The organism is Candidatus Desulfatibia sp., from assembly GCF_036446775.1.
Classification (GTDB): domain Bacteria; phylum Desulfobacterota; class Desulfobacteria; order Desulfobacterales; family UBA11574; genus Desulfatibia_A.
This window is the reverse complement of sequence record NZ_JAZFTO010000092.1, coordinates 1-12,713: the sequence shown is the minus strand read 5'-3', so window position 1 is coordinate 12,713 and position 12,713 is coordinate 1. Positions and strand designations below refer to the sequence as shown.

General features: G+C 45.8%; 26 protein-coding genes and 2 pseudogenes. All 28 read left to right on the top strand.

From position 1 onward, the window contains the following. Positions 1-184: pseudogene (gene tuf / locus V3S16_RS04285) on the top strand (elongation factor Tu); the annotation flags it as partial. Between the two features lie 13 nt (positions 185-197). Continuing rightward, positions 198-509 (top strand): 30S ribosomal protein S10, encoded by a 312-nt coding sequence (gene rpsJ, locus V3S16_RS04280; RefSeq protein ID WP_413883440.1) that lies wholly within the window; start codon positions 198-200, stop codon positions 507-509. A gap of 210 nt (positions 510-719) precedes the next feature. Further along, entirely contained in the window at positions 720-1,352 is a 633-nt protein-coding gene (rplC, locus tag V3S16_RS04275; protein WP_413883439.1) for a 50S ribosomal protein L3, read from the top strand. Positions 1,353-1,432: 80 nt separating this feature from the next. Next, positions 1,433-2,056: a 50S ribosomal protein L4 gene (gene rplD / locus V3S16_RS04270; RefSeq protein ID WP_413883438.1), complete on the top strand. Its 624-nt coding sequence runs from the start codon at positions 1,433-1,435 to the stop codon at positions 2,054-2,056. After that, positions 2,053-2,340: a 50S ribosomal protein L23 gene (rplW, locus tag V3S16_RS04265; RefSeq protein WP_413883437.1), complete on the top strand. Its 288-nt coding sequence runs from the start codon at positions 2,053-2,055 to the stop codon at positions 2,338-2,340. The genes rplD and rplW overlap by 4 nt, the downstream gene beginning before the upstream one ends. 12 nt (positions 2,341-2,352) lie before the next feature. Beyond that, a complete protein-coding gene (gene rplB / locus V3S16_RS04260) occupies positions 2,353-3,177 on the top strand; it encodes a 50S ribosomal protein L2 (protein WP_413883436.1) in 825 nt (274 codons plus the stop codon). 34 nt (positions 3,178-3,211) lie between these two features. Beyond that, positions 3,212-3,493 (top strand): 30S ribosomal protein S19, encoded by a 282-nt coding sequence (gene rpsS, locus V3S16_RS04255; RefSeq protein ID WP_413883435.1) that lies wholly within the window; start codon positions 3,212-3,214, stop codon positions 3,491-3,493. A gap of 26 nt (positions 3,494-3,519) precedes the next feature. Continuing rightward, a complete protein-coding gene (gene rplV, locus V3S16_RS04250) occupies positions 3,520-3,858 on the top strand; it encodes a 50S ribosomal protein L22 (RefSeq protein ID WP_413883434.1) in 339 nt (112 codons plus the stop codon). A gap of 15 nt (positions 3,859-3,873) precedes the next feature. Beyond that, positions 3,874-4,527: a 30S ribosomal protein S3 gene (gene rpsC, locus V3S16_RS04245; protein ID WP_413883433.1), complete on the top strand. Its 654-nt coding sequence runs from the start codon at positions 3,874-3,876 to the stop codon at positions 4,525-4,527. Between the two features lie 30 nt (positions 4,528-4,557). Next, a complete protein-coding gene (gene rplP / locus V3S16_RS04240; RefSeq protein ID WP_413883432.1) occupies positions 4,558-4,974 on the top strand; it encodes a 50S ribosomal protein L16 in 417 nt (138 codons plus the stop codon). Beyond that, entirely contained in the window at positions 4,971-5,180 is a 210-nt protein-coding gene (gene rpmC, locus V3S16_RS04235; protein WP_413883431.1) for a 50S ribosomal protein L29, read from the top strand. The genes rplP and rpmC overlap by 4 nt, the downstream gene beginning before the upstream one ends. A 5-nt stretch (positions 5,181-5,185) precedes the next feature. Next, positions 5,186-5,443: a 30S ribosomal protein S17 gene (gene rpsQ, locus V3S16_RS04230; protein ID WP_413883430.1), complete on the top strand. Its 258-nt coding sequence runs from the start codon at positions 5,186-5,188 to the stop codon at positions 5,441-5,443. Between the two features lie 21 nt (positions 5,444-5,464). After that, complete coding sequence (rplN, locus tag V3S16_RS04225; protein WP_413883429.1) at positions 5,465-5,833, top strand: 50S ribosomal protein L14; 369 nt, start codon at positions 5,465-5,467, stop codon at positions 5,831-5,833. 101 nt (positions 5,834-5,934) lie between these two features. Continuing rightward, a complete protein-coding gene (rplX, locus tag V3S16_RS04220) occupies positions 5,935-6,264 on the top strand; it encodes a 50S ribosomal protein L24 (protein ID WP_413883428.1) in 330 nt (109 codons plus the stop codon). 27 nt (positions 6,265-6,291) lie between these two features. Next, positions 6,292-6,831, top strand: coding sequence for a 50S ribosomal protein L5 (rplE, locus tag V3S16_RS04215; RefSeq protein WP_413883427.1), 540 nt, complete (start codon positions 6,292-6,294; stop codon positions 6,829-6,831). 24 nt (positions 6,832-6,855) lie between these two features. Then, positions 6,856-7,041, top strand: a complete 186-nt coding sequence (locus V3S16_RS04210; RefSeq protein ID WP_413883426.1) for a type Z 30S ribosomal protein S14 — start codon at positions 6,856-6,858, stop codon at positions 7,039-7,041. 23 nt (positions 7,042-7,064) lie between these two features. Further along, positions 7,065-7,463, top strand: a complete 399-nt coding sequence (gene rpsH, locus V3S16_RS04205) for a 30S ribosomal protein S8 (protein WP_413883425.1) — start codon at positions 7,065-7,067, stop codon at positions 7,461-7,463. A gap of 178 nt (positions 7,464-7,641) precedes the next feature. Next, entirely contained in the window at positions 7,642-8,187 is a 546-nt protein-coding gene (rplF, locus tag V3S16_RS04200; protein WP_413883424.1) for a 50S ribosomal protein L6, read from the top strand. A 64-nt stretch (positions 8,188-8,251) separates the two neighbouring features. Further along, a complete protein-coding gene (gene rplR / locus V3S16_RS04195) occupies positions 8,252-8,620 on the top strand; it encodes a 50S ribosomal protein L18 (protein WP_413883423.1) in 369 nt (122 codons plus the stop codon). A gap of 26 nt (positions 8,621-8,646) precedes the next feature. Then, the gene (gene rpsE, locus V3S16_RS04190; RefSeq protein WP_413883422.1) at positions 8,647-9,147 is read left to right on the top strand and encodes a 30S ribosomal protein S5; all 501 of its coding nucleotides are present in this window, start codon (positions 8,647-8,649) and stop codon (positions 9,145-9,147) included. Between the two features lie 16 nt (positions 9,148-9,163). Further along, positions 9,164-9,361 carry a 50S ribosomal protein L30 gene (rpmD, locus tag V3S16_RS04185; protein WP_413883421.1) on the top strand — a complete coding sequence of 66 codons (198 nt, stop codon included), beginning with the start codon at positions 9,164-9,166 and terminating at the stop codon, positions 9,359-9,361. Next, positions 9,348-9,788: a 50S ribosomal protein L15 gene (rplO, locus tag V3S16_RS04180; protein ID WP_413883420.1), complete on the top strand. Its 441-nt coding sequence runs from the start codon at positions 9,348-9,350 to the stop codon at positions 9,786-9,788. Before rpmD ends, rplO begins: the two co-directional genes overlap by 14 nt. Position 9,789: 1 nt before the next feature. After that, entirely contained in the window at positions 9,790-11,106 is a 1,317-nt protein-coding gene (gene secY, locus V3S16_RS04175) for a preprotein translocase subunit SecY (protein ID WP_413883419.1), read from the top strand. Positions 11,107-11,176: 70 nt separating this feature from the next. Beyond that, positions 11,177-11,395 carry a translation initiation factor IF-1 gene (gene infA, locus V3S16_RS04170; RefSeq protein WP_410289540.1) on the top strand — a complete coding sequence of 73 codons (219 nt, stop codon included), beginning with the start codon at positions 11,177-11,179 and terminating at the stop codon, positions 11,393-11,395. A 135-nt stretch (positions 11,396-11,530) separates the two neighbouring features. Next, complete coding sequence (rpmJ, locus tag V3S16_RS04165; protein ID WP_413883418.1) at positions 11,531-11,644, top strand: 50S ribosomal protein L36; 114 nt, start codon at positions 11,531-11,533, stop codon at positions 11,642-11,644. Positions 11,645-11,656: 12 nt separating this feature from the next. Beyond that, on the top strand, positions 11,657-12,040 hold the full coding sequence (rpsM, locus tag V3S16_RS04160; RefSeq protein ID WP_413883417.1) for a 30S ribosomal protein S13: 384 nt from the start codon (positions 11,657-11,659) through the stop codon (positions 12,038-12,040). Between the two features lie 25 nt (positions 12,041-12,065). Next, on the top strand, positions 12,066-12,452 hold the full coding sequence (gene rpsK / locus V3S16_RS04155; RefSeq protein ID WP_413883416.1) for a 30S ribosomal protein S11: 387 nt from the start codon (positions 12,066-12,068) through the stop codon (positions 12,450-12,452). Positions 12,453-12,530: 78 nt separating this feature from the next. Further along, positions 12,531-12,713 (top strand): annotated as a pseudogene (locus tag V3S16_RS04150) (30S ribosomal protein S4); the annotation flags it as partial.

Sequence of the window (12,713 nt, the reverse complement as noted above, 5' to 3'; positions counted from 1 at the left end):
GACGACGGATGTTACCGGGAATTTGATGCTTCCGGAAGGCGTGGAGATGATCATGCCCGGTGACAATGTGACGATTACGGCGGAGTTAATAACGCCGATCGCGATGGAAAAAGAGCTCAGGTTTGCCATCAGGGAAGGCGGCCGGACGGTCGGTGCCGGCGTGGTCAGCGAAATTATCGAATAACGAAAGATATATCATGATAGCAAATACAAAAATCAGGATCAGACTAAAGGCGTACGATCATAAGCTTTTGGATCAGTCGGCAGCAGATATTGTGGATACAACCATCAAAACAGGAGCAAAAGTTGTTGGGCCGATCCCGTTGCCGACACGGATTAATAAATACTGTGTTTTACGGTCTCCGCATATAGACAAAAAATCCAGAGAGCAGTTCGAAATCAGAACCCATAAGCGGCTCCTGGATATTCTGGAACCGACGCAACAAACCGTTGATGCGCTGATGAAATTGGATCTTTCTCCCGGCGTAGATGTTGAGATAAAACTTTGATGGCGTCGTAAAAAGTCCCATCTACTGCGTTGTAGTATTTTTTCAGACACTCGGCATACGACATGTATGGCCTCGTTCCTGAAAAAATACTACGCCTTGTATATGAACCTTTTTACTTAGCCATCTATAGTTGAATTTGTGACTTTTTACGAGATCATCAACTTTAGCTGAAAAATTTTTTAAAGCTATCTGAAAAAGTGAAGAATCGTTATGTGTAAAGGATTGATTGGGAAAAAATTGGGGATGACGGGGATTTATACCCCGGAAGGTGAGCGCGTGTCGGTAACGGTGCTGGAGGTCGGTCCGTGCGTAATTACCCAGATAAAAACTACGGCGACTGATGGATACAATGCCCTTCAGCTAGGTTTTGGCGAGCAAAAAGCGTCCCGGATCAACAAACCTGTTGAAGGACATCTAAAAAAGAGCGGACAAAAGAGCTTTGCGTTTTTGAGGGAAGTCTCTGTAGATAATCCCGATGAATTCAGCCTCGGCCAGACCATCAGCCCGGATATGTTCAAAGTCGGCGAACGCGTTGATATTACCGGCAGGAGCAAAGGAAGAGGGTTTGCAGGTGTCATCAAACGACACGGGTTTCATGGCGGCAAAAAGACCCACGGTAGTCACAGCCATAGAATTCCGGGCTCCATCGGTTGCAGTGCAACCCCTGCTAAAGTTATAAAAGGCAAGAAAATGCCGGGTCATCTTGGAAATGAACGCAAGACGGTTCGAAATCTGGAAATTGTCGACATCAGGCCGGATCAGCACCTTATAATGATAAAGGGTGCGGTGCCGGGTTCAATATCCGGACTGGTCTTAATTAATAAACCCAAGTTCGCTCAATAAGCAAATAAATTCCAATTGAGTGCATCTGCTCAATGGGAAGTTATGGAACTTTTACAAACAGAAAGTTGAATGAGAATATTATGGCAGTCGTAGATATTCTTGATAGTAATGCGGAAAAAATTTCACAGGCGGATCTTACAGACGATATATACAATCTGCCCGCGAAATCGAGCATCTTGCATGAAGTCGTAACCATGCAACTTGCCAGCAGACGTGCAGGCTCTGCGGCTGTAAAACATCGCAGCGATATAAAAGGCAGCCGCCGGAAACTATTCAGACAGAAAGGAACCGGCCGGGCACGTCGCGGCGACATTAAGTCTCCGCTACTGCGAGGCGGTGGTTCTGTTTTTGGCCCTGATCCAAGGTCTTATGCTTACAAGATGCCTAAAAAGGTCCGAAAGCTTGCGCTTAAAATGGCCTTGAGCATCAAACTGCGGGATAACAAGCTTGTCGTGCTTGACAAATTGGAACTTGAAGAGACCAAGACCAAAGAATTTTTGGAGGTTGTCAAGGCACTGGATATAAGCAGTGCCTTGATCGTGACCGATCAAAAGGATGAACGGCTGGAACTTTCATCCCGAAACGTCCCGGGCTTCAAAATCATGCGAGTCGAGGGATTGAACGTATATGACATCCTTAAATATGAAAATTTAATCCTGCTCGAGTCTACCTTGAAAAGCATTGAAGGGAGGCTGCTTTCATGATTCAGCACGATATTATAAGACGCCCGGTAATTACTGAAAAGACCAGTATCCAAAAAGAAGTTTTCAATCAATTTACGTTGGAAGTCGACCGCGGAGCCAATCGGGTTGAGATAAAAAAGGCCGTCGAAGAAATCTTCAATGTCAAAGTGGCCCGGGTCAGGACCATACAGGTTAAGGGCAAGACCAAAAGAAGAGGCTGGATTGTAGGAAAACGCAGGGACTGGAAAAAAGCAATTGTAACCTTGATGCCCGGTGAACGGATCGATTTTTTTGAAGGAGCTTAAAGGGATAATATAATGGCTGTAAAAAAAGTAAAACCGACCTCTCCCGGAAGAAGGGCGCAGTCATATCCATCATTTGACGAAATTACAAGCACAACTCCCGAGCAAAGCCTGCTTAGGGTTATTAAGAAAACCGGAGGGCGCAATGTCCACGGCCGCATTACCTGTAGACATCGTGGAGGCGGGCATAAACGGCATTACAGAGTTGTTGATTTTAAGAGGGATAAGATAGGGATTCCGGCTAAGGTTGCCACAATAGAATATGATCCCAACCGATCAGCAAGAATCGCACTTTTGCATTACGCCGATGGCGAGAAGCGGTATATTCTGGCACCGGTTAATCTTAAGGTCGGTGATAACGTAATTTCCGGGCCTGAAGCCGATATTAAACCCGGCAATACGCTTCCGTTGATTAATATTCCTCTGGGTACGCATATTCATAACATTGAATTGCATCTGGGCAAAGGGGGGCAGATTGTCAAAAGTGCCGGGACCTATGCCCAATTGATGGCCAAGGAAGGCCGTTATGCTTTGATTAAACTTCCATCCGGTGAAGTTCGCATGGTGCTTTTAAAATGCAAAGCCACCATCGGACAAATCGGGAATGTAATGCACGAGAACATATCTTTGGGTAAGGCGGGCCGCAAGCGCTGGCTCGGCCGGCGGCCAAAGGTTAGAGGTGTTGCCATGAACCCGGTCGACCATCCCATGGGCGGGGGTGAAGGCCGATCCTCGGGTGGACGTCATCCTTGCAGCCCGTGGGGCGTACCCACAAAGGGCTTTAAGACTCGTAGGAAAAGAAAAAGCAGTCGCTTGATTGTAAAAAAACGTAAATTATAGCCGTGCACAGTATAATTAACACACAGGAGAAGATATGCCCCGGTCGTTGAAAAAAGGTCCGTTTATTGATCCAAAACTTTTAAAGAAAGTGATTGCCTCCCAGGAAACTCGAAGCAGCAGGGTTATCAAAACATGGTCGCGGCGGTCGACAATTGTTCCTGAAATGGTTGGTACTACGCTGGCAGTTCACAACGGAAGAAAGTTTGTACCGGTATTTATCACAGAGGACATGGTGGGTCACAAATTGGGTGAATTCTCTCCAACACGTACGTTTTATGGGCATGCTGCCGACAAGAAATCTAAATTGAGAAGATAAGAACCTGACAAAGGAACCTATAAATAATGGAAGTTAAAGCTGTATCAAAGTATGTGCGCATTTCCCCTCGGAAAGTTCACATAATGATTGATACCGTCAAGGGCAAACCGGTAGAGACCGCCCTGGAGATACTCAAGTTTATGCCTCAAAAAGCGGCATCCATTGTCGAAAAGATTATTCGCAGTGCCGTATCGAATGCAGATCAGCATCCGGATATTGACGTAGATTCACTGGTTATTCGCAACATCATCGCTGATCAGGGCCCGACGTTGAAGCGTTTTAAGGCCAGAGCGCGCGGCAGAGGAGCACGGATATTAAAAAGGACTTCTCATATCACCGTTATCTTAGCAGAAGATACGATCTAAAAGGGGGATACAAGTTTGGGACAGAAAGTAAATCCGATAGGGTTCAGATTAGGAATTATCAAAACTTGGGAGTCACGGTGGTATGCCGGAAAGAAATACGCTGATTATATCCTTGAAGATTATAAAATCAGACAGTTTATCAAAGACAAACTCTACCACGCTGGTATTGCCAAAGTGGAAATCGAAAGATCTGCCAAGCGTGTAAGGCTGCGGGTATTCACTTCCAGGCCCGGAATTGTCATCGGCAAAAAAGGCGCTGAGATATCTTTGCTCAAAAAAGAACTTGAAAAAATAATATCTTATGAAGTTCTTATCGACATTCAGGAGGTCAGAAAACCTGAGCTTGACGCCCAGCTTGTGGCCGAAAATATTGCCCTTCAGATAATCAGAAGGGTTGCTTTTCGGCGTGCCATGAAACGCGGAATTTCTTCGGCAATGCGATTTGGTGCCGAGGGAATTAAGATTATCTGTTCAGGACGCCTGGGCGGTGCCGAGATGGCCAGAACAGAACAGTACCACGAGGGCCGGGTGCCGCTACATACTTTAAGGGCTGATATCGATTACGGTTTCACTGCGGCCCGAACAACTTATGGTATTATCGGTATCAAGGTATTTATTTTTAAGGGCGAGATTTTAAAAAAAGATCCGATCGAAGTTGAGGCTGGTTGATCGAACTGGTGTTTTGAGGAGATAAAGGACATGTTGAGTCCCAAAAAGGTAAAATTTCGGAAACAACAAAAAGGCAGAATGAAGGGGGTTGCATACCGAGGCTGCAAACTCGATTTTGGTGAATTCGGGTTGCAGGCTATAGAATGCGGCTGGATCAGTGCCAAACAGATTGAGGCCGCACGTATTGCTATGACCCGGCATGTTAAAAGGGGCGGAAAGATATGGATAAAAATATTTCCGGACAAGCCTTTTACCAAAAAACCTGCTGAAGTCAGGATGGGGAAAGGAAAGGGAGCACCAGAAGGCTGGGTTGCAGTTATTCGTCCCGGAAGAATCCTTTATGAAATGGAAGGAGTCGATAAGGAGACGGCCAAAGAAGCACTCCGGCTGGCTGCGCACAAACTTGCAGTAAAAACAAGGTTTGTTGAGAGGAGCGATATCTATTGAAAGCGAGTGAGGTTAGAGAATTGAGCCTGGAAGAAATGCGCCGCAAGGTAGCTGACCTTAAAGAGGGGCTGTTTAATTTGCGGTTTCAAGACGAAATCGGTCAACTTGAGAATCCTCAGAAAATGAAGCAGACCAAGCGTGATATTGCCCGCATCAAAACCGTCATAAGAGAATCGGAACTAAAAAACAATACGGATACAGAATAGCTGCCATGGAAAAGCGAAGATTGAGAAGACAAATGATCGGGACGGTTGTCAGTGATAAGATGGACAAGACCGTCGTTGTGCTGGTTGAGCGGCTGGTTAAGCACCGACTTTATCATAAGTACATCAGGAGACGTTCGAAATTTGCAGCGCACGATGAACATAATGCCTCCAACATAGGCGACAGGGTGTTGATAATCCAGACCAGACCGCTCAGCAAGACCAAAAAATGGCGTGTCGGCAAGATAGTCGAAAAGGCGGTCTGAATATAAAGGAAAACGGAACAGATGATCCAGTCAGAGACGAGATTAACGGTGGCAGACAACTCAGGAGCCAAGGTGTTGTATTGCATCAAAGTTCTGGGAGGTACCCGCAGGCGATATGCAAGTGTTGGGGATATCATTACTGTATCTGTCAAAGAAGCGATACCGAATACCAAGGTCAAGAAGGGAGAGGTATTGAGGGCTGTTGTGGTGCGTACCAAAAAGGAAATCAGACGGCCGGACGGGTCATTTATAAGGTTTGATGATAACTCAGCGGTTTTGATTCACCCCAACATGGACCCCATCGGAACACGAATTTTTGGACCGGTGGCAAGGGAGCTGCGAGCCAAAAGATTTATGAAAATCATTTCGCTGGCTCCGGAAGTATTATAATACCCTAATTGAGTCAAAACTCAATTAGCAAATAAATTCTTCTTTTCAACAGCAGGTGAATATCGACTTTAGCATGTCGGGGGCCTGTAGGGAATTGAGTTATGCTATCTGCTAAGTGCCATATAAAAAAGGACGACAAAGTTAAAGTTATTGCCGGTAAAGACAAGGGTAAGATCGGCAAAGTGATGAAAATAAATAGAAAGAACAACCGGATTGTGGTTGAAAATATCAATATCATGAAACGACACGTAAAGCCGGGTGGTCAGCATCGCCAGGGTGGCATTATCGAAAGTGAAGGCCCGATCCAAAGGTCCAACGTAATGTTGATGTGCAATAAATGTGTGACACCCATACGTATCAAAATGAAACGTCTGGAGGACGGAAAAAAGATACGTGTCTGCAGAAAATGCGGCGAAATCATTGATTCGTAACCCCAAGGTTGCTGGCGGAGGAGTTTAATGCCGAAGTTAAAAGATTATTATCATAAAGAAGTTGTTCCCAAGCTGGAAGAAACCTTTAAGTACAAAAATATCATGCAGGTTCCGAAACTTGAAAAGGTTGTTTTGAATATGGGTATGGGTGAAGCGATTCATAATATCAAATTGCTGGATTCAGCCAAGGAAGAGCTAAAAATCATTTCAGGTCAACAACCGGTGGTAACGCGGGCCAGAAAGTCTATCGCTGCTTTTAAGCTAAGAGAAGGGATGCCCATAGGCTGCATGGTCACATTGCGGCGCACGCGGATGTATGATTTTTATTACAAGCTGGTGAACATCGCCCTGCCGCGTGTTCGAGACTTCAGGGGCCTTACGGCTAAAGCAATGGATGGTCATGGGAATTATAGCCTGGGAATCAAAGAACATATTATTTTTCCCGAGATTGATTATGATAAAATCGATAGAATAAAAGGGCTGAACATCTCTATTGTTACAACCGCCAATACCGACGAAGAGGGCCGGGAACTCTTGAGATTGTTAGGCATGCCGTTTCGAAATTGAAGAGTCCAAAAAGAGGGGGATAATTTGGCGAAGAAAGCGTTGAGAATGAAGGCTTTGCGAAAACCCAAGTTCAAGGTAAGAAGTTACAACCGGTGCCCGATTTGCGGTAGACCAAGGGGCTTTCTGAGAAAATTTGGAATTTGCCGTATTTGTTTTCGAAATCTTGCTTCACACGGCAAGCTTCCAGGCGTAGTAAAGTCAAGCTGGTAAAAATTATAACAACGGAGATAACCATGTCGATGAGTGATCCGATTGCGGACACGCTAACCCGAATTAGAAATGCCGGAAAGGCAAAGTTCAACAGCACTGATATTCCCGGATCAAAGCTTAAAACCGAGTTGGCGAAAGTATTAAGGAGTGCAGGTTTTATAAGAAATTATAAATTTATAAAGGATGACAAACAGGGCATCCTGCGCATTTATTTAAAATATGGTCCTGGACAGGCTAATGCAATTATGGGCCTTGAGCGGGTCAGCAAGCCGAGCAGGCGAGTCTACGTGAAAAGTAAAGATATAAAGCCGGTGCTCAACGGTATGGGCATTGCGATTTTATCCACATCAAAAGGCATTATGACGGACAAAAGGGCCCGGAAAGAAAATGTCGGGGGCGAGATCCTCTGCAATATATGGTAAGTTTGCCACTATGGCGAAGTCGGCTTGTTTGAGAAGCGGCCTAACGGCCTTGAGGGGTATTGATAAAAAGCTTTTTTCCCCTAAAGCGAAGCGATCCTAAAGCATAACGCTCTTCAAGCATAGCGGTCTTTTTTAAAACGGCAAATGATTAATGACCATTGACAAAAGGGAGCAACAAATGTCTCGAGTAGGTAGAAAACCTATTCCGATACCGGATAAGACAAAGATTACTTATAAAGACAGGGTCGTTACGGTTCAGGCTGCAAAAGGCAGTCTCACAAGAACCGTGCATCCAGCTGTCGATCTTAAAATAGAAGATGGCGTTATCAAAGTAATCCTTGTAAAAAAGGACAGGAACAGCCGTGCCTTGCAGGGTCTTACCCGCAGTCTCGTGGCCAATATGGTTACCGGTGTCAACAAGGGATTTGAGCGCGTTCTTGAAATTAACGGTATCGGCTATCGAGCGATACTAAGCGGCAATCGTATTGAATTGAATCTGGGATATTCCAATCCGGTTAATTTTGATCTTCCCGAGGGTGTTGCCGCTACTGTAGATAAACGCAACAACATAACGCTTGGGGGTATCGACAAGGAACTGTTGGGGCAAACTGCTGCTGCAATTCGGAGGTTGAGGCCTCCGGAACGCTATAAGGGTAAAGGGATCAAGTACGCTGAAGAGCATATCCAGCGCAAAGCAGGCAAGGCCGGGGTTAAAGAAGTCTAGGGCAAATTTGAAGTTTCAATTGAGCGTATACGCTCAATGGAAATATAGGTTTAAGGTGTAGAAAATGGGATCGTCAGCTGTAAGAAAACAGGCTCGTATCAAAAGAAAAAAACGAATTAGAAAGAATATTTTTGGCAGCAAGGAGCGGCCGCGACTTAGTGTTTTTAGAAGTTCCCAACATATTTATGCACAGATTATTGATGATACGCGTGGAGATACTATTGCAGCGGCATCGAGTCTGGAAAAGGTCGTTAAAGAACAACCTAAATTTGATAATAAAATTGCTGCGGCAAATTATGTCGGCAAATTGTTAGGGGAACGGGCCGTTACAAAGGGGTTGAAGAAGGTGGTTTTTGACCGCAATGGATTTTTGTACCACGGTAGAGTTAAAGCTGTTTCTGACGGCGCGCGCGAAGCAGGATTGGATTTTTAGCGATTTATCAAAGAGTGAAGGAGGCCATGCCCTTGTTGAAGCAGGATAAGGAAGAAAGTCAACTAATCGATAAGGTTGTCTATATCAACCGGGTTTCAAAAGTAGTCAAAGGTGGTCGCAGGTTCAGCTTCAGTGCGATCGTTGTCGTCGGTGACGGTGAAGGGAGTGTCGGTTTTGGACTTGGTAAAGCAGGAGAAGTCCCGGAGGCCATCCGCAAAGGTGTAGAAAAAGCCAAAAAGAACATGGTCCAAATTTCCCTGAGTGAAGGTACAATACCTTATGTGGTTATCGGCAAATATGGTGCCGGGAGGGTTTTATTGAAGCCTGCGTCCGCAGGTACCGGCCTTATTGCCGGCGGTGCGGTGCGGGCTGTGCTTGAAGCTGTCGGCGTTCAAAATATCCTGACCAAGTGTATGGGGTCACACAACCCTCATAATGTCGTCAAAGCCACCATTGAAGGACTTTGTCAATTGCAGAGCAGGGAGCAGGTGGCTGCCAGGCGTGGTTTGGCAGTGGAAGATCTGTAATCAAAAGGAACTATATATGTCCGGTAAAATAAAAATAACTCTTGTTAAAAGTATGATTGGAAGGCCGGAGAAACATCGCCGGGTATTGCGCGGCATGGGACTGACAAAGTTGAACCGGACGGTTGAGCTTGAAGATACTCCCTCCATTAGGGGGATGGTGCATAAAGTGTCGCATTTGGTTAAGACCGAGGAGATGATCGATGAAGCTAAATGAATTGTCACCGCCGGCCGGATCACGCAGACCTCGGAAGCGTTTGGGGCGTGGTGTCGGGTCAGGAACCGGTAAAACCGCCGGCAGGGGGACAAAGGGACAGAACAGCCGCAGCGGCGGCGGTGTAAGACCCGGTTTTGAGGGCGGTCAAATGCCGATCCATCGCCGTCTGCCTAAGCGTGGATTCACAAATATATTCAAAAAGAAAATAGCAGTTGTTAACATACGTGATCTTTCAAAATTCGAAAGCGGCAGTGTTGTAGATGAAATAGAACTTGTCCGCATGGGCTTGGTGAAAGGCCGCAGAGATGGTGTTAAACTTTTAGCAAACGGCAAGATCGATATCCCGCTAACCGTCAAAGTTCACGCAGCCAGCAGGGGCGCTATTGAAAAGATCAAAGCTGCGGGCGGCCAAGTAGAGGTTATATAATATGGTTGGCAGCGGGTTTGGCAATATCTTCAAAATACCCGAACTGAAAAAAAGAATACTTTTTACGTTTGCGCTTTTAATAGTATATCGTATTGGTGTGCATGTGCCGACCCCGGGTATCGACAGGATTGCCTTGTCGGCATTTTTTAAACAAACAGCGGGGACGTTGTTAGGGCTTTTTGATATGTTTGCAGGGGGTGCCTTAGAGCGCTTGTCTGTGTTTGCCTTAGGGATCATGCCGTATATCAGCGCATCTATTATCCTGCAGCTTCTAACCGTAACAATTCCACATCTTGAACGCCTTTCAAAAGAAGGAGAACAGGGCCGCAAAAAAATTACACAGTACACCCGTTACGGAACCGTCCTGTTAAGTATCATCCAGGGATTTGGCATTAGTGTCGGACTTGAGAGTATGACGTCGCCGGGCGGTGCTCCCGTGGTTATCCACCCGGGCTGGGAGTTCAAACTGATGACCGTCATGACCCTGACAGCCGGAACCGCCTTTATCATGTGGCTGGGAGAGCAGATTACCGAGCATGGTATCGGCAATGGTATCTCTTTGATTATTTTTGCCGGCATTGTTGTTAGAATGCCCACGGCGATCGGCAATACCTTCCGTCTGCTTTCAACGGGAGATATGGGGATATTCGCCGTACTTATTCTGACTGGGCTGATGATTCTGGTTGTGGCATTCATTATATACATGGAGCAGGGTCAACGCCGCATACCTGTTCAATATGCCAAAAGAGTCGTCGGCCGGAAGATGTATGGAGGTCAGAGCACTCACATCCCGCTGAAGGTGAATACAGCCGGTGTTATCCCGCCGATTTTTGCTTCATCGATTATCATGTTCCCGGCAACTTTGGCCAGCTTTGTAACGATTCCATGGATGAAGCAGATGGCCGATGCGATGAGACCGGGCAATCTGATGTATGAAACGTTGTATGTTGGGTTCATATTCTTTTTTTGCTATTTTTACACCGCGGTTACTTTTAATCCTGAAGATGTCGCCGACAACATGAAAAAGCAGGGCGGGTATATTCCGGGTATTCGTCCGGGTAAGCGTACGGCGGATTACATTGATAGAGTGCTGACCCGTATTACACTGGGCGGTGCAATGTATGTTTCGGCGGTATGCGTGCTGCCGTCGATTCTGATGACAAAATTTAATGTTCCTTTTTATTTTGGCGGTACGGCGCTGCTGATCGTCGTAGGCGTGGCGATCGATACGATTGCCCAAATCGAGTCGCACATGCTGGCCCGCCATTACGAAGGGTTTTTAAAGAAAAGCGGTTCCAAACCCAAAGGTCGATTTTAATTTGGTGATTCTATGATCATCTAATAAAATCGTAACACGATTTTATTGGAATATAAGGGGGCAGGGAAAAATGCCAAAAGAAGAGGCGATTAAAGTAGAGGGTACAGTGCTTGAGACATTGCCCAATGCGATGTTCAAAGTCGAGCTGGAAAATAAGCACCAGGTACTTGCGCATATTTCCGGAAAGATGCGCATGCACTTTATCAAAATTCTGCCTGGAGATAAAGTGACGGTTGAGCTTTCACCATACGACCTCTCTCGTGGCAGAATAACATACAGATCAAAGTAAATGGATGCTGTATTCCGGACAAATTAATAGTTATCAAGTTTGTGCATCTAATTGCAAGAATTCACGATGAATCGGGATTTCCGCGACGCGCCAATAAACATCCGGAACAGAGTATCGAAAAGAGGAGTACCAAGGATGAAAGTCAGGCCATCAGTTAAGAAAATGTGCAACAAGTGTAAAATCATCCGTAGAAAAGGGGTGGTCAGAGTAATTTGCCAAAATACCCGGCACAAACAGCGTCAAGGATAAGGAGGATAAGCTTTGGCTAGAATTGCAGGCGTAGATTTACCAAGGAATAAGCGGGTTGAGATCGGACTGACATATATTTATGGTATCGGACGGGTTACATCCAACCGGATACTACAAAAGCTTGATATCGATCCTAATACTAATACGGACAAGCTGTCCGAGTCTGAGGTCAACAGTATTCGCAAGGCAATTGACAGTGAATATAAAGTTGAAGGTGAGCTGCGTACGGAAGTTACCATGAATATCAAAAGATTGATGGATTTGGGATCATATCGTGGTCTTCGTCATCGAAAATCTCTGCCGGTTCGGGGGCAGCGGACAAGCACCAATGCACGTACGCGCAAGGGACCCAAACGGGCCGCCGTCAAGAAGAAAGCCAGAGTCAGTAAGAAGTAAATTGTTCAGCGATAGAGGTTAAAACATGGCCAAGAAAGTTCGTTCCAGAAAGAAAGAAAAGAAGAATATCCCCAGCGGGATAGTACATATCCAGTCAACGTTTAACAATACAATTGTTACCATAACGGATCCTGGCGGTAATGTTGTAGCCTGGTCTAGCGCCGGCGTTCAAGGCTTCAAGGGATCGCGTAAGAGTACGCCTTTCGCCGCCCAGCTTGCGGCAGAGGACGCTGCCAAAAAGGCCATGGAGCATGGGATGAGAAATGTGGAAGTGTATGTTAAAGGGCCTGGAGCCGGCCGGGAATCAGCACTGCGGTCACTGCAGGCTGCGGGGTTCAATGTCGTGATGATTAAAGATGTGACGCCGATTCCACATAATGGATGTAGACCGCCAAAGAGACGCAGAGTATAATTTATTTAAAATTGAAAATCGAAGATTGAAAACTTATTGCGAATCAACCGTCAATCTTCAATAAAAAGGGGGAAATACTTGGCACGATATACAGGTTCGGTATGTCGGCTGTGCCGACGCGAAAACTTAAAATTGTTTCTAAAAGGAGATCGCTGTTATGCTGACAAATGTGCTTTTGATCGGCGCAGCTATCCACCCGGACAGCATGGGCAGCGTCGGGGCAGAAAAATTTCCGATTACGGTATCCAACTTCGAGAGAAA